19 protein-coding genes are annotated in these 19,981 nt (G+C 62.9%); 7 read left to right on the plus strand and 12 right to left on the minus strand.

Annotated elements, in window-relative coordinates:
- Positions 1–198 precede the first annotated feature (198 nt).
- The 3 genes from rfaH (at position 199) to ccoM (ending at position 1,574) form a co-directional block, all read left to right on the plus strand.
- On the plus strand, positions 199–732 hold the full coding sequence (gene rfaH, locus ACFOEV_RS08835; protein ID WP_386772955.1) for a transcription/translation regulatory transformer protein RfaH: 534 nt from the start codon (positions 199–201) through the stop codon (positions 730–732).
- An 87-nt stretch (positions 733–819) separates the two neighbouring features.
- A complete protein-coding gene (locus ACFOEV_RS08840) occupies positions 820–1,314 on the plus strand; it encodes an FKBP-type peptidyl-prolyl cis-trans isomerase (protein WP_386772957.1) in 495 nt (164 codons plus the stop codon).
- 134 nt (positions 1,315–1,448) lie between these two features.
- A complete protein-coding gene (ccoM, locus tag ACFOEV_RS08845; protein ID WP_386772959.1) occupies positions 1,449–1,574 on the plus strand; it encodes a cytochrome c oxidase subunit CcoM in 126 nt (41 codons plus the stop codon).
- Between the two features lie 172 nt (positions 1,575–1,746).
- Here the strand turns inward: ccoM and ACFOEV_RS08850 are convergent, their stop codons facing one another.
- From ACFOEV_RS08850 to ACFOEV_RS08905, 12 genes are all read right to left on the minus strand, one after another.
- Positions 1,747–3,405, minus strand: coding sequence for a putative bifunctional diguanylate cyclase/phosphodiesterase (locus ACFOEV_RS08850; RefSeq protein ID WP_386772961.1), 1,659 nt, complete (start codon positions 3,403–3,405; stop codon positions 1,747–1,749).
- Between the two features lie 146 nt (positions 3,406–3,551).
- A complete protein-coding gene (locus ACFOEV_RS08855) occupies positions 3,552–4,109 on the minus strand; it encodes a lytic transglycosylase domain-containing protein (RefSeq protein ID WP_386772963.1) in 558 nt (185 codons plus the stop codon).
- Positions 4,110–4,140: 31 nt separating this feature from the next.
- Positions 4,141–5,862 (minus strand): proline--tRNA ligase, encoded by a 1,722-nt coding sequence (locus ACFOEV_RS08860; protein ID WP_386772965.1) that lies wholly within the window; start codon positions 5,860–5,862, stop codon positions 4,141–4,143.
- A 136-nt stretch (positions 5,863–5,998) separates the two neighbouring features.
- Positions 5,999–6,907: a carbon-nitrogen hydrolase family protein gene (locus ACFOEV_RS08865; protein WP_386772967.1), complete on the minus strand. Its 909-nt coding sequence runs from the start codon at positions 6,905–6,907 to the stop codon at positions 5,999–6,001.
- Complete coding sequence (locus tag ACFOEV_RS08870; RefSeq protein WP_386772969.1) at positions 6,907–7,500, minus strand: GNAT family N-acetyltransferase; 594 nt, start codon at positions 7,498–7,500, stop codon at positions 6,907–6,909. The genes ACFOEV_RS08865 and ACFOEV_RS08870 overlap by 1 nt, the downstream gene beginning before the upstream one ends.
- 37 nt (positions 7,501–7,537) lie before the next feature.
- Complete coding sequence (locus tag ACFOEV_RS08875) at positions 7,538–8,497, minus strand: N-acetylmuramoyl-L-alanine amidase (protein ID WP_386772971.1); 960 nt, start codon at positions 8,495–8,497, stop codon at positions 7,538–7,540.
- Between the two features lie 2 nt (positions 8,498–8,499).
- Complete coding sequence (locus ACFOEV_RS08880; RefSeq protein ID WP_386772973.1) at positions 8,500–9,258, minus strand: DUF3307 domain-containing protein; 759 nt, start codon at positions 9,256–9,258, stop codon at positions 8,500–8,502.
- The gene (locus tag ACFOEV_RS08885; protein ID WP_386772975.1) at positions 9,255–9,896 is read right to left on the minus strand and encodes a hypothetical protein; all 642 of its coding nucleotides are present in this window, start codon (positions 9,894–9,896) and stop codon (positions 9,255–9,257) included. Before ACFOEV_RS08885 ends, ACFOEV_RS08880 begins: the two co-directional genes overlap by 4 nt.
- 222 nt (positions 9,897–10,118) lie before the next feature.
- Positions 10,119–11,474: a uracil-xanthine permease family protein gene (locus tag ACFOEV_RS08890; protein WP_386772977.1), complete on the minus strand. Its 1,356-nt coding sequence runs from the start codon at positions 11,472–11,474 to the stop codon at positions 10,119–10,121.
- 108 nt (positions 11,475–11,582) lie between these two features.
- Positions 11,583–12,950 carry an 8-oxoguanine deaminase gene (locus tag ACFOEV_RS08895; RefSeq protein ID WP_386772979.1) on the minus strand — a complete coding sequence of 456 codons (1,368 nt, stop codon included), beginning with the start codon at positions 12,948–12,950 and terminating at the stop codon, positions 11,583–11,585.
- 439 nt (positions 12,951–13,389) lie between these two features.
- The gene (locus tag ACFOEV_RS08900; protein WP_386772981.1) at positions 13,390–14,169 is read right to left on the minus strand and encodes a GGDEF domain-containing protein; all 780 of its coding nucleotides are present in this window, start codon (positions 14,167–14,169) and stop codon (positions 13,390–13,392) included.
- Between the two features lie 125 nt (positions 14,170–14,294).
- Positions 14,295–16,058: an ABC transporter transmembrane domain-containing protein gene (locus ACFOEV_RS08905; protein WP_386772983.1), complete on the minus strand. Its 1,764-nt coding sequence runs from the start codon at positions 16,056–16,058 to the stop codon at positions 14,295–14,297.
- A gap of 118 nt (positions 16,059–16,176) precedes the next feature.
- Here ACFOEV_RS08905 and ACFOEV_RS08910 point away from each other — a divergent pair, with 118 nt between their 5' ends.
- The 4 genes from ACFOEV_RS08910 to ACFOEV_RS08925 all read left to right on the plus strand — a co-directional run bounded on the left by ACFOEV_RS08910 (position 16,177) and on the right by ACFOEV_RS08925 (position 19,977).
- Positions 16,177–16,938, plus strand: coding sequence for a metallophosphoesterase (locus ACFOEV_RS08910; protein WP_386772985.1), 762 nt, complete (start codon positions 16,177–16,179; stop codon positions 16,936–16,938).
- Positions 16,939–17,048: 110 nt separating this feature from the next.
- Positions 17,049–18,230 carry an amidohydrolase gene (locus ACFOEV_RS08915; protein WP_386772987.1) on the plus strand — a complete coding sequence of 394 codons (1,182 nt, stop codon included), beginning with the start codon at positions 17,049–17,051 and terminating at the stop codon, positions 18,228–18,230.
- A gap of 71 nt (positions 18,231–18,301) precedes the next feature.
- Positions 18,302–18,517: a hypothetical protein gene (locus ACFOEV_RS08920; protein ID WP_386772989.1), complete on the plus strand. Its 216-nt coding sequence runs from the start codon at positions 18,302–18,304 to the stop codon at positions 18,515–18,517.
- Entirely contained in the window at positions 18,514–19,977 is a 1,464-nt protein-coding gene (locus ACFOEV_RS08925) for a sodium:solute symporter family protein (RefSeq protein WP_386772991.1), read from the plus strand. The genes ACFOEV_RS08920 and ACFOEV_RS08925 overlap by 4 nt, the downstream gene beginning before the upstream one ends.
- The last annotated feature ends 4 nt before the right edge of the window (positions 19,978–19,981 follow it).

Consider the following 19,981-nt stretch of genomic DNA (forward strand, 5'->3'; position numbering starts at 1 on the left):
GGCAATGGGATAGCGTCCCACCGATAGCCGGACAAGTGGCACGAGGGGCTGGTAGACTATTTCCTTAACGGCCATGACGTGTTTCATGAGATCGATACATTCGTTGATGATGGCAGTGACATGTCGGCTGAGGGCATTGATTGTTGCAGAGCGGCATACGGGATGCCAGCAGCCAGCGTGAGAAACTTCAGGAGTGACATGAGCGAGCAGATCGAAGGACAGGAAGAGGATGCCATTCCTCGTTGGTACGTCATCCAGTGCAAGGGGGGAGAATCGTTTCGTGCCGCCGAGCATTTGGACAACCAGGGTTACGAGATCCTGCATCCGGTGCTCGAGGTCCAACGCAAGCGTCGACAGCGGCTCGTCTGGGTGGCCGAACCGTTGTTTCCCTATTATCTGTTCATTCGCCTGGATCGGCTGGCCAGCAACTGGCGCCCGATTCGCTCGACCCGTGGTGTCTTGAAGCTGGTCACCTTCGGCGACGAGCCGCTGGCCGTGGACGACGCGCTGGTCGAAACCCTGCGCCAGCACCCGGCCGGTGAGACGCGCGAGGCGTCCAATGTCTATTTTCGTGCCGGTGAACCGGTGGAAATCACCGAGGGTCCCTTCCGCGACCTGCAGGCGGTGTTCGCATCGCAGAAGGGCGAGGAGCGGGCCATCGTGCTACTCAACATGTTGCACAAGCAGCAGCGTCTGGAAATCCCGATCGCCCAACTGCGCCCTCGCACCTGAGCCCCGCTAGATCCCCAGGCCCTGTCTGAAAACTCGACGAGTGCGGGCAGTTTTCAGACAGCGCCCAAGCCAATACAGGAGGGCCCCATGCGGATAGCGCCCCAGCAGGTCGTCACCCTGCATTATATGCTGCGCGATGCCAGCGGCACGGTGCTCGACGACTCTCGATCCCGAGACACGCCGCTCGAGTATCTGCATGGCCACCACAATATCGTCGCCGGCCTGGAGCGGGCCCTGGAAGGCCAGCCGGTGGGAGCCACGCTCAGCGTGACCCTGATGCCGGCCGAAGCCTATGGTATGCGTGACGAAGCCCGGGTACAGCAGGTGCCCCGCAGCGCCTTTCCGATCGACGATCTGGCCCTGGGCATGCGCTTCCAGACCCAGGGCGAAGACGGTCCGGAGATCGTTACCGTGCTCGAGATCGACAGCGACCGGGTCACGGTGGACACCAATCACCCGTTGGCGGGGGAAACCCTGAGCTATCGACTGGAAGTGCTGGGCATCCGTGAGGCGACGCCTGCCGAGCTAGCCAAAGGCCATCCGTTGACGGCCGATGTCGACCGGCTTATTCCCCCTCTCTGATGTCCAGAAGACTGATCCATATCAAGTCTTGCCAGGCCGCTGGCCGGGAAGCCGTGCAAACTTGACTCAGGTCACGATTTCCGCGGGCAGTGACGGCTACAGTGAAGCCATCACATCACGGCGGGAGCAATGCCATGTACTGGGATGAAGCGGTGATCTTCGGCTTGGTGACCGTCGGCCTGATGGTGGCTTTCATGGGGGGCTGGATCTCTTTCATCGTGCGTGACCACAAGCGCAAGAGCAAGCAGCACAAGCATTGACCTAGCCGTCATATCGCGTCGTCAGGGGAGGGGGCCATGCCCCCCGCTAGCCGGCCTTCGGGCCGGCATTTTTATGTCGATACGGCATCCCGGGGTCGGTAGGGTCAGGGACCGGCACGATCCCGGTATGTAGTGGGGAAACGCTGGCGAATCGCAGCATCCCCGCTTGTCCTTACGGAGAGGGAGCGGCGTGGCGCCGGCGATAATCGTCGAGCCAGTCGAGAACCTGGTCGGCGGGTAACGGTCGCGAGATCAGGTAGCCTTGCAAGTAGTCGCAACCCAGGCGCTGCAGCAGTTCGCGGCCTTGGGGCGTGTCCACGCCCTCGGCCACGACCTTGAGCCCCAGGTTGTGGCCCAGTTCGATGGTCGAGCGCACGATGACTTCATCGTCGCTGTGGTCTTCGAGCCTGAGGATGAAAGACTTGTCGATCTTGAGCTCCTGCACCGGCAAGCGCTTGAGTTGCGCCAGCGAGGAGTAGCCGGCGCCGAAGTCGTCCACCGCGACGGTCATGCCCGCGTGGCGCAGTTCACCCAGCACACGGGTTGCCAGGGCGGGGTCCTTCATGATCGCGCTTTCGGTGACTTCCAGACCTAACTGATCGGGCGTCAGACGGTACTCGGCCTGCATCTGCAACAGGCGGTCAGGCAAGCTCTCGTCCATGACGTCCGCGGCCGAGAGATTGACGGCGACACGCAGGGTGTGTCCCTGACGTCCCCAACTCTGCAGCTGCTTGCCTACCGCGTCGATCATCCACTGACTCAGCAGGTGGATATTGCCCGAACGCTCAGCCAGCGTGATGAATTCATCGGGAGGAATGAAGCCCAGGGTGGGATGCTGCCAGCGCATCAGCGCCTCGAACTGAACGACCTCACCGCTATCGGTCCGGACCTTGGGCTGGTAAACGACGGTCAGTTGCTGCTGGCTTACGGCATCATGCAGATCGCGGATCAGCGTAAGCTGACGCAAATGGCGTTCGTCCTGACCCTCGAGATAGAGTTGGTGGCGCTGGTGACTGTGACGCGCCATGGCGAGGGCGATATCGGCACGCCGCAACAGCAGGTGAGGGCTGTCGCCGTGTTCGGGAAAGCGGACCTCGCCGAGCGAGAGTGCGGGACGAATCGGGGAATCATGCGTATCGATAGGCTGTGAGAGGCGTTGATGCAGATCCTTGAGCCAGGCTTCCGGGCAGGCGGGGATATCGAGCCGCAGCAGGAATTCGTCACCTCCCAAGCGATAGGCATCGACCACTGGCGAAGGGAGCTTGGCCAGGCGCTCCGCCAGGGTGATCAGGACGCGATCGCCGAGGGCATAGCCGAAGGTGTCGTTGATGCGTCGAAAGTCGTCGATCGCCAGCCGCAATAAGGTAAAGGGGCGCCCCGTGGCGATATCACGTTCAATGTCAGCCTGGGCCAAGGTGCGATTGGAAAGCCCGGTGAGCAGGTCATGGCGTGACTGATGCAACAGCGTGGCTTCTCGTCGCGCGATATCTTCCTGCATGGTCATCAGGGCATCGGCCAGGAGTCCGAGTTCGCCCTTCCGTGGCACCTCGAGTCGCGAGAAGCGATGGCCACGACCGATACGGCGAACCGTATCGGCCATGATCCCCAGAGAGCGGCTTATGGTACGAATACTCAGGACGGCAACCAGCGTGGCTACGGCCAGGTTGACGACGAAGATCGTCGGTAGTTGCCATTGCAGTTCCCGGTAGGCGGCCAACAGGGTGTCACGAGATATGTGATCGATGGCACTCAGGATGATGCCGACCGTGGCCAACTGTGTCAGTACGACCACGGTCAGCATGACGATAAGCAGTCGCGTACGAAGGGGCATGAGGGAGTGCCTTGAGCCGATGAGCGCGCATCGCGGAAGCGTTGGCTGTCCTTATTATTGTCAAGTTGCCGGTTTCCTGCCGAGGCGATCGGCAATCGATCTTGTGAGAGCTTCCGACAAGTTACCGGACGCGTCATCCAGGCGGCTTAACGCTGTATCCACCAATGCCGGGTCCAGGCGCGCATCACGCGCTCCGGATACCCGGTCTGGTCGCGACTGCCATGGTAGCGAGCGAGCGCGCGTGTCAGGTCGCCGCCTTCGATTGCCAGGTAGTGGGCGAGAATGGTGCAGCCATAGCGCAGGTTGAGTGGTGGATCGAAGAGGTCGTCGTCGGGACGACCGAGTTCGCGAACCCAGAACGGCATGATCTGCATCAGCCCCCGGGCGCCGGCGCTGGATACCGCATCCACCGTGAAGGCGCTTTCCACCTGGATCACCGCCAGCACGATCTCCGGAGCCAGGCCCGCCAATTGGGCCTCCCGATAAACGCTTTCGAGCAGGCGATGACGCCTCGAGACGTCAGGCACAAAGCGGGCCAGGCGTGGTTCCATGGCGGTCAACCACTGCCGGGAAGCCCATATTCGCTGGGGCGTCAGCGACCGGTCGAGCGCGCTATCCAAAGTGTCGCGCAGGGCCGATGAGATAGCGTCCCGGTCAGGGATATTGCCCTGCGCGGCGGCCAGCGACGCCCAGGGCAGGAACATGATGGCAGCTGCCAGGCAGGCAGCGAGCCATCTAGCGGGCGACCTTCTCACGCAAGAAGTCGACGATGGCCTCGGTCGGCACCATGGTGGCTTCACTGTCGCGACGTCCCTTGTATTCCATTTCGCCCTTGTCGAGGCTGCGGTCGCCGATCACCAGGCGATGGGGAATGCCGATCAGTTCCTGGTCGGCGAACTTGACGCCGGGGCGAATGTCGCGATCGTCGAGCAAGACATCGAAGCCGAGACGGGTGAGGTCGGCATACAGGCGCTCGGCAGTCTCGCGCACACGCTCGGATTTGTGCGCATTCATTGGCACCAGCATCACTTCGAAGGGGGCGATCGCCGTCGGCCAGATGATGCCGGCATCGTCGTGATTCTGCTCGATGGCCGATGCCACCACGCGCGTGACGCCAATGCCATAGCAGCCCATCCACGGATGCGTGGCCTTGCCGTTGTCATCGAGGACGGTGGCGTTCATGGCTTCCGAGTATTTCTTGCCGAGTTGGAAGACATGGCCGACCTCGATGCCGCGCTTGATGGAAAGGAGACCCTTGCCATCCGGCGAGGGGTCGCCCTCCACCACATTGCGCAGGTCGGCGACCTTGGGCAGTGCCACGTCACGCTCCCAGTTGATGCCGAAGTAGTGCTTGCCATCGACATTGGCACCGGCGCCGAAATCGCTCATCAGGGCGACCGAGCGATCGATGATGAGCGGCATGTCGAGCCCCACCGGCCCCAACGACCCGGGACCGGCGCCCACCACGGCGCGGATCTCGTCTTCCGTCGCCATGGTCAGCGGCGTCGCGATTTCCGGCAGATTCTCGGCCTTGATCTCGTTGAGTTCGTGATCGCCGCGTACCAGCAAAGCGATCAGGCCGCCTGCCTCGGCATGCACCATCAGCGTCTTGATGGTCTTCTCGATGGGCAGGCCATGCTGTTCGACCAGCGTGGCGATGGTACGGGCATGGGGAGTGTCGACCAGGCGCAGTTCCTCGCTGGGCGCCGGGCGCTGGGGATCGCTGCCCAAGGGACCCGGCAGCGCTTCGGCCTTTTCGATATTGGCGGCGTAATCGGACTCGGTCGAGAAGGCGATATCGTCCTCGCCGGACTCGGCGAGCACATGGAATTCGTGGGAGTCGGTGCCGCCGATGGCGCCGGTGTCGGCCAGCACCGGGCGGAAGTCCAGGCCCAGACGGGTGAAGATACGCACGTAGGCGTCATACATCACCTGATAGGTTTCCTGGAGCGACGCCTGGCTGATATGGAAGGAGTAGGCGTCCTTCATGATGAATTCACGGGCGCGCATCACCCCGAAGCGTGGGCGGATCTCGTCGCGGAACTTGGTCTGGATCTGGTAGAAGTTGGCCGGCAACTGCTTGTAGCTGGCCAACTCACGACGCATCAGGTCGGTGATCACTTCCTCGTGGGTGGGGCCCACGCAGTAGTCGCGTTCGTGGCGGTCCTTGAGGCGCAGCAGTTCCGGGCCGTACTGCTCCCAGCGGCCGGATTCCTGCCACAGCTCGGCGGGTTGCACCGCCGGCATCAGTACTTCCTGGGCGCCGGCACGGTCCATTTCCTCGCGCACGATACGCTCGACCTTGCGCAAGGTACGCAGGCCCAATGGCAGCCAGGTGTAGAGCCCCGAGGTCAGGCGGCGAATCATGCCCGCGCGCAACATCAGCTGATGGCTGACGACTTCGGCATCGGCAGGCGTTTCCTTCAGGGTGGCGATCAACAGTTGGCTGGCGCGCATGGGTCCGGCGTTTCCTTCGATTCGTGGTGGTAAACCAAGCCGCAGCGGTTACCCGGCAAGGGACAACAGGCGACGTTTTCCGCATTGTACGGCCAAGCCCATGCCGCGGCAAAAGCCGGGCCACGGGGCAGTCTCCTCAGGGTAGCGAAAGAACGTCGATGGTGGTGGCCAGGCGGTCACCTTGGAGGGGCCAATCGCCATGGTTGTTGACCTGGCCATGGCACCGCAAATGGTGGATCGCTCCCAGGTCGAGTCGCGCCAGTTGCCATCCCGGCGTGGCGTCCTTGCTGATGGTCAGCAGGCCATCGGTGGGAAAGCCATGGTCGCAGGGCGTATAGATGGCGGCATGCCCGATATTGATGTCCACTGCCGGTGACCACAGCGCTTCACCCACCGTGGGCGACTGCACGACCGCCACCTGTTGTTCGATGGCCCGGGCCTGGGACGATAATCGCACCCGATAGTAGCCGGCCGCGGTGTCGGTGCAGCTTGGCACCAGCAGCAGCTCGGCACCGGCCTCGACCAGGGCCCGGGCCAGGTCGGGGAATTCGCTGTCGTAGCAGATCAGTACGCCAAGCCGGCCGACCGGGGTCTCGAAGACCTTCAATCCCGCTCCCGCCGAGATGCCCCACTGGTCGTTCTCGAAGCGGGTCATGATCTGCTTGTCCTGGTACTCCGCCTGGCCGCTTGGGCTGAACAGCCAGGCACGGTTGACGAAGCGTCCGTCATCGAGCTGCCAGGGCAGGGAAGGCGCTAGCAGGGTCACCCGATGGGTTTCGGCCAGTGCCCGCCAGGTGGCAACGACGTCGTCGCGCAGCGGCTGCAGCTCATGCAGTTGCGCCTGCAGGTCGTCACGCACCGGCTCGGGCAGCAACGAAGCCAGCTCCATGCCACCATACTCCGGAAACACCAGCAGTTCAGCGCCGCGGCTGGCGGCATCGTTCACCCAGCGTGCTGCCTTGGCCTGGAAATCGGCGAACGTGGCGAGCGTATCGATGGGGTACTGGGCCGCGGCTACCGTGAGCAGGCGAGGGGCCTCGTCCATCAGGCCAGCTCCTTGAGCCAGAACACCATCGGCTTGTCGGTTTCCTGATCCTCGTCGATATCCTTCCAGTGGAAGGTGGTGTGCAAGTCAGGCACCTGGCGGTAACCGCGCGAACGCCAGAAGCCGTGCAGTGGCTGGTAATTCGTTGGCTTCCGCGGATGATCGTCGGGACGCTCCACGGCACAGAACGCCACGATATCGAAGCCTTCCTTCGCGGCGTGGGCTTCGCGCTTGGTCATGAAAGCCTTGCCGATACCCTGTCCGCGATACTCGGGAAGCAATACCGATTCGCCATAGTAGAAGATGCGCGAGATATCGTAACCGGCTTGTTCGAAGGGGGTGCGAAACTCCTCGACGTCGTCGGTGAGCGGCATGCCGGTTGCCGCACCGACCACGCGGTCGCCATCCAGTGCCAGCACGAATAGGCTGTCCGGGCATTGCGCATAGCGCCGGAGGTACTGCGCCTCGTACTCGAAGTCCCCGTCATAGAGATAAGGGAACGCGCGGAAGACGTCGATGCGCAGGCGTGCCAGGTCGTCGAGGTGGGGGGCAATCGCCTGCCCCTGGCAGGTGATCAAGCGTACATCGGTCATGACTGTCTCTCCACAATACCTGTCGTTAGGCGGCACACTAGCAAGCTCGCCGAGCCTCGCCAATAGTGGGAACGACTGCGGGCTCCCCGCTGGCGACTCGCGGCACTGACGGAAGCCCTTCCAGCGCATCGGGGCGATATTTCTCCAACAGTGCCCAGAGGATGGCAGCGCTTTCGGCATCCGGCAGGCCTCGATAATCGCTGGGGCGAAAGCGCATCTGAAAGGCCCGCAGCACGGCGTGGGTCTGGGCATCCATTTCTTGCGTGACCTCGAGCGGGTAGCCCCATCGTGCCAGGGCATGCTGCAACTCGCCGAGAGTCGGTGGGCAGGTAGCGAAGTCGGCACGATAGCGTGCCACCACCACTTCCTCCGGCCAGACGCCGATTCCCGCTTCATGGAGACGCTTCCAGGGAAAGGCCGGGCCCGGATCGATCTTGCGCGTCGGGGCGATGTCCGAATGCGCCACCACGTCGGTGGGATGGATGTCGTGGCGCTCGATGATGTCGCGCGCCAGCGCGATCAGCGCGTCGATCTGTGCTGTGGGGTAGGGCATCCACCGGATCTCGACGGCGGCCTCCGGGTCGGCTTCGAGTATTCGTCCCACCTCGCTGTAGGGGCGGTCCGGTCCGGTGTTGACGATCTCAATGCCGATCGAGGTGTCGTTGATGTTGGGACGATCCTTCCAGCTACTGGCGCCGGCATGCCAGGCACGGCGCGACTCGTCGACCAACTGGTAGACCCGTGGCTGGCTGCGGTACCGGTGGGGAGGCAGGACATAGTGGGTGCTGACATGGGGGCCGGTCAGGGTGGCCAGGGCGTCCACCTCGTCAGTATCGGTATAGTGAATGACCAAGTGACGGACGCGGCTGTCGTGTGAGGGCGACGAGTAACGGTGATCGACGTGATAGCCGGGCCGCGATTCCAGCGGCGAAGCGCAGGCGGCCAATAGCGATCCCACTACCAGCAGCGCGGCGCTGGCCACAAACCTGCCTGGCATGATTACTCTCCCATCACCAGCAAGCGCATCAACAAGCCCAGCACCACCGCCGTCGACACGCTGAGCAGGGTGCCCATGAGCACGTATTCGGTCAGCTTTCGATCCTGGGCGCCGCGCAGTTCACCGAAACGCAGCACCGACTTGGCGGCCAGCAGGAAGCCGATGGCGGTCAATTGGTCGAGCAGCACCAGCGACAGGACCAGCACGCGCTCGGCCATGCCAATGCGAGCCCCGGCGGCAATCAGCGTACCGGGGTTGTCGATCTCGTCGCTCCAGCGCTGGATGACCAGGGCAATGACGATCGATAGCGGCCGGGTCACGATCAGGTAGGCTGCGGTAATCCCCAGCACTTGCGGCGTGACCAGCCAGGTCCAGAACACGGTCAAGGGTTGCCAGCTTCCCAGCCAGGCGAGCCATACGCCCAGTAGCACGACCAGGTGCAAGGCCTGATCCAGCAGGAACCAGCGTAGCCGGTTGGGAGGCAGGTGGACCTTGCCCAGGTCGATCAGCGCATGGCTGACGGCGACTGCCAGCGCTGCGGCGAGAGCACCGCCCAGCGTGCCGGTCAACGAGCGGGAAAGGGTCGCCGCCGCCAGCACCGCCAGGATCATGAGGCCGTGGATCAAGGCATGCAGATAAAGTTGCGGAGAGCGTACCTTCCGTTCATAGCGAGCCTGGACCCAGCGGCCCGGCTGGAGTACGAAGTCGCCCAGCAGATGGACCAGTACCAGTCCCAGCAACAGCGAAAGTTCGCTATTCATCGCGTGTCGTCCTTGAGTCGTTGGCTGATGTAAGCCAGGTAGTCTGCCAGTAGCGGCCAGCGGGCGGCGCGTAGTCGCTTGTGCACTCCCGGCTGGCTGATGCCTAGTCGTTCGGCGAGCGCCTGCTGAGACTCATCGTGCCATAGACTCAGGTAGACGGCTTCTGCGGAGTAGCGTGACCAGCCATCGATCAAGTCATCGGCGAAGTGGGTCAACAGGTCGAGACAGCCGCTCTCCTTTTCATCCGCGATGTTCAACTGCAGATGTGCATGGCTGTCGCTCATGGCATCCAGGTTTTGGCCGGAGCGAACGAACGTTTCTCCGCTGGCCTGCGTCACTCGTTGTTCGGGGTCCCAGTGATCCGGTCCTACCGCCACGGCGATGCGGGCATCCCAGCGCTGCCGATCCTCGGAATGCCTGATAAGGGCGGCACGCAGTAGCACGGCGGCGGTCATGGCATCGGCGGGGTCGGGCAGGGCGAGTTGGAAACCGTCGCCGCGGTAGCGTTCTCCCTGGCCCCGGTAACGAGTTGCCAAGGCTTGCAGCGCCGCATCGAGCGTCTCGAACAGACGCGATGAATCCTCCACCTGGCGGGATTCGATAACGTCACCGGTCAGTACGGCGATTCTCTGCGACATCGGTCGTTCTCTGAAGGTAATGATTCTTAAATATAACCCTTTTTGGGAATATTTCAATGAAATAACCTTTTTCGGTTATTTATTCAAGATATGCCAGATAAGGGTTATGAAGTGTCAGTGAGCCAATGCATGCATGGCGGTGGCGACAATGACGAAAATGGCCTCGCCCGCAAGCTTGCGGGCGAGGCCGGAAGAGAAGTGGATGGTGTCGTTGACGCCAGACTATTCGGTGGGCGCCGCCTTGGCCGCTGTGGTCTTCTGACGGGCGCTGGGGTCGGGAAGAATAAGGTTGAGCACGATCGCGCACAGGGCACCGGGGATCAATCCGGATTCCAACATCGCCGCCACGTTGGACGAGAAGCCGGACAGCAACTCCTCGTGGGCGGGCAGCCCGATGGCCACCGAGAGCGAGACCCCGATCACCACCATGTTGCGCTTGTCGAAATGGATCTTGCTCAGCATCTTGATGCCGGCGCTGGTGATCATGCCGAACATGATCAGCACGGCGCCGCCGAGCACCGCATTGGGAATGCTCGAAATCAGCGCCCCCAGCTTGGGCAGCAGGCCGGCCACCAGCAGGAAGGCGCCGCCGATGGCGACCACGAAGCGGCTGACCACACCGGTAAGCGCTACCATGCCGACGTTCTGGCTGAAGCTGATCTGCGGAAAGGCGTTAAACACCGCCGCTACCATGCTCGCCACGCCGTCGGCCATCACCCCACCGGACAACTCCCGCGGCGTGGGTTCGCGATTGAGTCCACCGGCGGTGGTGCCGACGATATCGCCGATCGACTCGGCACAGGTCACCAGCGCCAGCAGCACCATCGGCAGGATGGCCGCCCAGTGGAATTCGATGCCGATGGCGAAAGGTTGCGGCATGGTCACCCAGCTCGCCTCGCCGACCTTGGACATATCCACCATGCCGGTGGCCAGCGCCACGACGAAGCCGGCGACCAGCCCCATCAGCGGTGCCACCTCCGACCAGAAACCGCGTCCGTACTGGTGAAAACCCACGGTAATGACGAACACCAGGGCCGCCAGCAGCAGGTGGTGGGAGCTGCCGAAATCGGGGACACCGAAACCGCCGCCGGCATAGGCGAAGCCCACCGGCAGCAGCAGGATGCCGATCATGATCACGAAGGTGCCGGTGACCACCGGCGGAAACAGGAAGCGCACCCAGGGCAGGAACAGACCGACCAGGCCCATGGTCAACCCGGCGCAGAGCGTCGCGCCGAGTGCCGCCGGCAGGCCCATGTTCACCGCGATGGGAATCAACAGCGGGACGAAGCCGAAGCTCGTGCCCATGACGATGGGGAGCCGGGCGCCCAGCGGCCCCACCCCCAGCGACTGCACCAGGGTGGCGACACCGGCCACGAACATGGCCGCCTGGATCAGGAAGATGGTCACATCGTCCGGCAGATCCATCGCTCCGGCGATGATGATGGGCACGGTCACGTTACCCACGAACATCGCCAGCACATGCTGTATGCCAAGCGGCACTGCCTTGGCCACGGGGGGCATGTCATTGACATCGGCACTGGCCGCAAAGCGGCGATACCAGGTCTTGTTATTGGACATCTTGGTCTCCTGTGTTGGAACAGCGGTCGGCAGCTTCTCGTTGTTATCTGCCGGGGTTGGGGCTTGCCGGCATCCCCCTGTGTCTGTCGATGAGTTCTCGTTCTGAATTCAGGCGGCGTTCCATAGCCGCTGGGCTGCCGCCCGATGGCGAGCCATCAGTGCCTCGAGGTCGAGGTTCTGTACTTGAGCGTCGATGACCCGCCAGCGGCCGGCGACCATCACGCGGTCGGCTCGGTATGCCCCGCACAGCAGCAGCGCGGCCAGCGGGTTCTGTGCGCTGGAAAAGCGTGGCTCATCGAGCTTGAACAAGGCCAGGTCGGCCTGCTGGCCGGGTGCCAGCCCGCCGATATCCTCGCGGCCGAGGCAGCGTGCCGAGCCTTGGGTGGCCCAGCGAATCACATCGGTATGACCGACCTGGGCGGGGCTGTAACGCAGTCGGCCGAGCAGCATCGCCTGGCGCATCTCCTCCGCGAGGTTGGAATGATCGTTGGAGGCCGAGCCGTCCACGGCCAGCCCCACCGGGGCGCCGGCACGCTCGAGCTCCAGCGTGCGGCATAGTCCCGAGCCCAGCACCATGTTCGACGACGGACAGTGGGCGATGCCGGTTCCCGCCTCACCGAGACGGCGAATCTCCTCATCGCTGAAATGGATGCCGTGGGCCAGCCAGGTGCGGTCGCCGAGCCAGCCGCATTCGGCCAGGTAGTCGAGCGGGCGCAGGCCGAACAGGCGTTGGCAGTAGCGGGTTTCGTCCTCGGTCTCGGCCAGGTGGGTATGCAAGCGCACGTCTTCGGCCTCGGCGAGTTCGGCGGTGGCCTTCATCAGTTCGCGACTGACGGAAAAGGGCGAGCAGGGCGCCAGCGCCACGGTGATCATCGCGCCTTCCCCGCGCTGGTGATAGCGGGAGATCAATCGCCGACTGTCATCGAGGATGGTGGTTTCCTCCTGTACCACGTGCTGCGGCGGCAGACCGCCATCGTCGCGACCCACGCTCATCGAACCGCGCGTCAGGGCGGCACGCACGCCGAGCCGTTGGGCGGTTTCCACTTGCCGGTCGACGGCGCCCTCTAGCGCATTGGAGAACACGTAATGGTGGTCGGCCACGGTGGTGCAGCCGGACAGTAGCAACTCGACCATCGCCAACTCGCTGGCCACCGCGAGTTGCTCCTCATCGAGGTTGGCCCAGACGTCGTAGAGCGTGGTCAGCCAGGGAAAGAGTTCCTTGTTCAACGCCGGCGTATAGGCGCGAGTCAGGGTCTGATAGAAGTGGTGATGGGTGTTGACCAGACCCGGCAGCAGGACATGCTGCGAGGCATCGAAGGCTTGGTCAACCGGTTCGCTGGGCTGATGACCAGCGGCCACGCGTTCGACGATGCGTGTGCCTTGTACCACGACGCCGCCGGCGGCAGCGGGGTCTGAGCAGGCCAGCGGATGCTGGATCCACAGGCGGCTATTGTTGGCTTGGGACGCAAGTGACATCTCGAGGCTCCTGTCGTTGGGGCACCCATCGCCAGCGGCGAAGGGTTACCCACGCACACGCGTGGTTCAGGTGCCTTCCTATGGAGACACTGAATAAATGCCTGCGCAGCTCCATCACTGCGTTACGCGGTGCTGGTGCGCCAGCCCGGTCGAAGCCTCACATATACCCCATATGCTCCGGTTGCTGCGCTCCGGGCGCCTGGTGCTTGAAGCCGCTCGTCGATTTATTCAGCGCTCCCTTATCTGAACCCAGGATGGGTGTCGACGATTTTGTATTCAATTTGTACTCAATGTGAGTGCTAAAATGTGTACCGTGATGTTGCCAATGTCAAGAGTGCGCGTTGTCGGCCCGTTGATACCTTCGTATCGACACGACGACGTAGCCAGGCGGCGCGATGCGCCGAACGTGGAGCAAGGGGAGGATGGATCAGGTCAGCGGTCAACCGTTCACGGCCGCTGGTTCGGGAAAGACCCGACGGCTGGTCACGCAGTTACGGCCCTTGGCCTTGCACTCGTAGAGGGCGGCATCGGCGGTGGCGATCATGTCTTCGAGGCTGACCGGCCACCCGGAGGCAGTGGTCGAGACGCCGATACTGACCGTCACCACGTCAGTGACCAGCGAGCCCTGATGGGGAATGCCCACGGCCTGAAGCATGCCGCGCATGGCTTCGGCGAGGCGGGTGGCATCGTCCTCTTCGGCATCCAGCAGGACCACCAGGAATTCCTCGCCGCCCAGGCGAACCACGATATCGGTCTCGCGGCGGAAGGTATCGCGCAGCACGTTGGCGATCTCGATCAGGCAGTCGTCACCGGCCTGGTGGCCATAGAGGTCGTTGTAGTCCTTGAAATGATCGACGTCGATCATCAGTGCCGATACGGCGTTCATCCAGCGTCGGCTGAGTGGCAGCGCGATCTCGAGGCGTTGTTCGAGCAAGCGCCGGTTGCCAAGCCCGGTGAGGGGGTCCTTGATCGACTGCTGATGCAGGAGGTGGTTGGTAGTCTTGAGCCGGTTCACCCTATCGGCCAGGCGAGCGACCAATGGCGCGGCACGGTTAGGCGCCGGCATTGGTTCCGAGCCTCGCTCGCACTCGTCGAGGCCCTCGAGGAGCGTCTTCAGTGGGCGACGATAACGAACATGAACCAGCGCGACGGCTGACATGAAGATAAGCATGGCAACAAGCGCCATCAGGAACAGGGTTAGCATCGGCTCGTCGGTCATTCCTGCCCGCCGCTGGTGTCGGGACGCGTTGATTTGGAGATTCAAGTCCCTTATCGGCTGCCGGCGAGCAAACTTTAGTTGCATTCAATTACAGATTTCGAGTCGATGCCGAGGTGTCGAGGCCCTCAATAGCCATCATCCTCGAGGGCAAATTGCAGGCTGGCGAGCTGCCGATACAGGGCGCTGGACTCGAGCAGCTCCGAGTGGCTGCCCGATGCCACCAAGCGGCCTCGGTCCAGCACCAGCAAGCGGTCGGCGGCGACCACGGTGGCCAGGCGGTGGGCGATGACCAGGCTGGTGCGTCCGCGCATCAGGCGATCCAGTGCCTCCTGGACGACGCGCTCGCTTTCGGCGTCCAGCGCGCTGGTGGCCTCGTCGAGCAGCAGTACCCGAGGATCACGCAGCAGCGCCCGGGCAATCGCCAGGCGCTGGCGTTGGCCACCGGAGAGCTGGACGCCGCCTGGGCCGAGGGGAGTCTCGAAGCCTTGGGGCAGGGCCTCGATGAAATCCAGCGCATTGGCGTCCTGGGCCGCGGTTCGTACGGCCTGGTCCGATGCCGTGGGATGGCCGTAGCGGATGTTGTCCGCCGCCGATCCGGTAAACAGCACCGGTTCCTGGGAAACCAGCCCCATGACGCTACGCAAGGCGCTCGGGTCCAGCTTGCGCAAATCGAGGCCATCGAGTCGCAAGTGACCGACGTCCGGGTCATGGAAGCGCAGCAGTAGCGAGAGCAGGGTGCTCTTGCCGGCGCCGGATGGCCCCACCAGCGCTACCCGTTCGCCCGGGCGAATGTGCAGATTCAGATCGATCAGGGCCGGTGTCCGGGGGCGGCTGGGATAGGCGAAGGTCACGTCCTCCAGGCGGATATCGCCGCGTACCGGCTGCGACAGTGTCTGAGGATCGGGAGGCGACTGTATGCGCGCTTTGGCATTGAGCAATTCCAGCAACCGTTCGGCGGCGCCGGCGGCGCGTTGCACATCGCCGGCCACCTCCGCCAGCGAGGCCACGGCACCGGCCGCCAGCACCGCGTAGAAGACAAAAGCCGACAGCTCGCCGGCACTCATGTCGCCGGCAAGTACCGCATGGCCGCCTTGCCACAGCATCAGTCCTACGGCGCTGAAGACCACCAGCATGGCGATACCGGTCAGCCAGGCGCGCTGTCGGGTACGCTGGATGGCGGCGTCGAAGGCCTGCTCCACGCGTTGGCCGTAGTCGCGGCGATCGAGGGCTTCGTGACCGAAGGCCTGCAGGGTGCGGATGCCCGCGAGGGCTTCACCGGCATAGCGCCCAAGTTCCGCGATTCGGTCCTGGCTGTGTCGCGACAATCGGCGGACCCGGCGCCCGTACCACAGGATTGGCAGCACCGTGGCGGGAATGCCCAGCAGCACCATGGCCGACAACCAGGGTTGGGTGATCACCATCAGGATCATGGCACCGATCAGCATCAGCAGGTTGCGCAGCGCCACCGACAGCGATGAGCCGAATAGGGTCTGCAGCACGCTGGTGTCGGCGGTCAAACGCGACTGGATCTCACCGGCGCCATTGCGTTCGAAATAGTCGGGCTCCAGCGTCAACAAATGATCGAAAACCTGGCGGCGCAGATCGCCGGCCAGGCGTTCGCCGATCCAGGTCACCAGGTAGTAGCGCAGTGCCGACGCGCAGGCCAGGACTGCCACGATGCCGAGCATGGCGGCCAGTGCCTGATTCAGGCGTGTGGCGTCTTCGGCCAGGAAGCCCTGGTCGATCACCAGCCGCAGCCCCTGGCCCATCAGCAGCACGCTGCCGGATGCTGTCAGCAGCGCGATGGCGGCCAGCGCGAGGCGCCAGCGGTAGGGATGCAGCAGGCTCAGCAGGCGCAACAGGATGCGTGGATCGGGACGGGCGCTCATCGCAGCCTCGGGCGGTGCTAAAGGGAACGTTGTCATGGACATTACCAGGCCGCCGGCCGATGTGCATGGGCTGGATAAGTGTTAGCGTCGCCTGGGGTTGCCCATTCGAGGAGGCGGCATGCGATTACGAATACTCTCGGACCTGCATCTGGAACACTACGATGCCGAGCCCGAATTGCCGGAAGTGCCGGCCGATGTCGTGGTGCTGGCCGGCGATATTCATCGTCAGGCCGAAGGGCTGGCATGGGCCGCCAAGCGTTTCCAGGACACGCCGGTGATCCTGGTGGCCGGCAATCACGAATTCTACCGCACCCGCCTGACGGAGCTGCGAGCGCGGATGCGCGGGGAGGCCGAGCGGCTGGGCATTCACTTCCTCGACAACGATGCCGTGATCATCGATGGCGTGCGTTTTCTCGGCACCACGCTATGGACCGACTTTGCCCTCTACGCTGACGACGAAGGACATGACCCGCTCGTCACCTGCGAGTTGGCTCGTCGGCTGATGCAGGATTTCCATCTCATCGAACACCCGCAAGGGGAAGTCTTCACCCCCGTGGCTTGCCAAACCCTGCACCGAGAGGCACGCACCTGGCTGGACGACGAATTGGCCAAGCCGCACGACGGCCCCACGGTAGTGGTCAGCCATCATGCGCCGCTGCGTGAATGCATCCCGTCGCGTTACCGGGGTGATCCGTTGTCACCGGCGTTCGCTTCACGACTGGACGACCTGATGGGGCCCATGGACCTGTGGGTCCATGGACACGTCCACGATCCGGTCGACCTCCGGATCGAGGGCACGCGCGTGATCGCCAACCCCGCCGGCTATCCCGATGAGTTCGAGTCGCCGCTGTTCGTACCGGATCTCGTCGTGGAGGTGTAGTCACCGCGAGGCCGGCAGATACCGTGTCGCAAGTCCCAATACCACTTGACGGTATCATGACCCTTACTTAGCTTGATAAGCCAAGTCGGTTATATGGGCCGTGTACGACCATGTCGGTACAAGATCTCGATAAGTTGATCAATTTCAGGAGAGATATTCACCAGCATCCGGAACTTGGCTTCGAGGAACATGAGACGTCGCGCAAGGTACGCGACTATCTGGATGCCTTGGGTGTCGAACATGTTTTCGGTATTGGCAGAACCGGTATCGTGGCCTGGATCGTCGGCTCACAAGAGGCGCGGAGGGCGAGTGTCGGCCTGCGTGCCGATATGGATGCCTTGCCTCTCGAAGAAAAGAGCGGTGTCAGTTATGCCTCGCAACACAGCGGCTGCATGCATGCCTGTGGGCATGACGGCCATACCACCATGCTGCTGGGAGCCGTCGAGTACTTCAGAAACCATCGAGATTTTGCCGGCACGGTCTATTTTGTCTTTCAGCCCGCCGAAGAGGGTGTCGGTGGCGGCAAGGCGATGGTCGACGATGGCCTGTTCGAGCGGTTTTCCATCAAGGAGATCTACGGCTTGCATAACTGGCCGAGCCTGCCGGTCGGTCGCTTTGGGCTGGTGGCTGGCCCGATCATGGCCAGCGGGGACCGGGTCGATATCACGATTCACGGCAAGGGCGGTCATGGCGGCTTGAACCCGCACGGTTGCATCGATCCGATTCGTATCGCCGCGGAACTTATTCATAAGGCGCATACCATCGTGTCGCGAGAAGTGGACCCGCTGAGTCCGGCAGTGCTGAGTATCTGCGCCATGCAGAGTGGCGACTTGAGCGGGTTCGCGGTCATTCCTCATACCGCACGCCTCAGCGGCACGATTCGCGCGCTGGATGAAGACACCCGGCAGCGTGTTGCCTCGGGACTGAAACGACTCTGCGAGAGCCTTGAGCATTATCACGGGGCGACCATCGAGCTGCTTATCGAAGACAAGTTCGGCGTCACCTTCAACGAGGCGGGGGCAACCGAATCCGCAAGCAAGGTCATCAAGGCGTGTTTTGGTGAGGACGCACTGGAAAGGCATTACAAGCCCAGCATGGGAGGCGAGGATTTTTCCTATATGTTGGCCGCGTGCCCGGGCGCCTATATCCACGTCGGTTCCGGCGACGATGACCATCCGCACGGACTGCATAATCCCGAGTATGACTTCAACGACCGCGTCATACCCTATGGCGTGGAACTACTCGTCCGCCTGGCCCAGGAATCGCTGGCTAAACAGAATACCAAGCAATAAAGACATCCGTGTAAGAAATATTGGTAAAAGTGCCGATCGTTTTCATCCTCTGAATAGAGGGGAGAAGCACAATGTCCAAGAACAAGATCACCAAAGCCTATATCACCTTTCTCGTTATCCTCTTCCTAAGCATGATCTTCCCGGTGTACTCCCTCGCCAATCGTGTCTTTCCGCTCGTGCTGGGGTTGCCCTTCGGTCTGTTCTGGATCGTGCTCATGGAAGCGATCGCCTTCGTCGTGCTGTGCGTCTTCTATCGCTATGAGTACGGCAAGGGGGATCGGTCATGAGCAATTGGATCTTCGCCCTGGCCGCGATGCTGGCGTACCTGGTGCTGGCCTTCGTGCTGGGCCTGCTGGCCAGCCGCAATCGCTCGTTCTGGTCGGTATCGGAATATGCGGTGGCCGATCGCGGCCTGGGGCTTATCGTGATCTGGTTCATGATGGGGGGCACGATATTCAGTGCCTTTTCTTTTCTGGGCGGCCCGGGAATGGCGTTCGCCCAGGGCGCGGCGGCCTTCTTCGTGCCGGCCTATGTCGCCTTGGGCATCCTGCCTTGGTACTTGCTGGGACCGAAGGTGGGGCGCATCGGGGCGCGCAAGAACTTCTTCACCATGGGCGATTTCCTCGGCGACCGCTATCAGTCCAGGGCCTTGACCGTGATCGTCGGCGTGATCTCGGTGCTCGCCTTCATCCAGTACCTGACCCTGCAGATCAAGGGCATGGCGTTCGTTTTCAATATCCTGACCGATGGGGTCATTCCCTACTGGCTGGGGGCGCTGCTGGCCTATGGCATCGTGATCGCCTATGTCGCCACCTCGGGGGTCCGCGGAGCCGCCTGGAGCGATGTCTTCCAGGGGGCGTTGATGCTGATCGTGGCCTGGACGGTGGGCTACTACCTCGTTTACACCCTGCAGGGCGGACCCACCGAGATGTTCACGTCGATCAACGAGACCCAGCCCGGCTTTCTGACCATCGGCAAGGAAGGCTCGACGATGTCGGCCATGGCGTACTCCACGGTGATCCTGGTGTCGGCACTGGGTTTCATGATGTGGCCGCATCTCTTCACCAAGTCCTATACCACCACGGAAAAGCGCATCAAGCTTACGACGCTGGCGTTTCCGCTGTTCGGAATCTTCATGGTACCGGTGCTGTTCATCGGCTTTTCCGCCATCGGCGTGGTGTCGATGGAGCAACTGGACAGCGAGGACCAGATCCTCCCTTACCTGATCACCTATGAGCTGGGCGCCAGCGGCTGGCTCTACGGCTTGATCGGGGCCGGGTCGCTGGCGGCGGCCATGTCGTCCTCCGATGCCATCACCCACGGGGGCTCGGTATCGCTGGGGCGTGACGTGATACTCCCGCTGAAGCCGGATATGTCCGAGCGCACGCAGATCTGGATCATGCGTCTCGGGGTTCTCGTCATCGGTGCCGCCGCGTATTGGCTATCGATCTTCGGCGCGGCGGGGATCATCGCGCTACTGGTGGGGGCTTACGGCTCGATCACCCAGTTCGTGCCCGCCGTGTACGGTGCCCTGGTCTGGCGCCGCGCGACCCGGAGCGGCGCCATCGCGGGTCTGGTGGTGGGTATCCTCGTCAATTACTACTACCAGATCATCGCCGACACGACGCCGCTGGAGATGAATGCCGGCTTCATCGGCTTGCTGTGCAACATCGTGGTGTTCGTCGCGGTCAGTCTGCTGACGCGCCCTGTGCCCCACGCCCTGGCCGAGGAGTACCGAACTGCCTGAGCCG

The sequence above is a fragment of the Litchfieldella rifensis genome (genome assembly GCF_042646605.1).
GTDB lineage: Bacteria > Pseudomonadota > Gammaproteobacteria > Pseudomonadales > Halomonadaceae > Litchfieldella > Litchfieldella rifensis.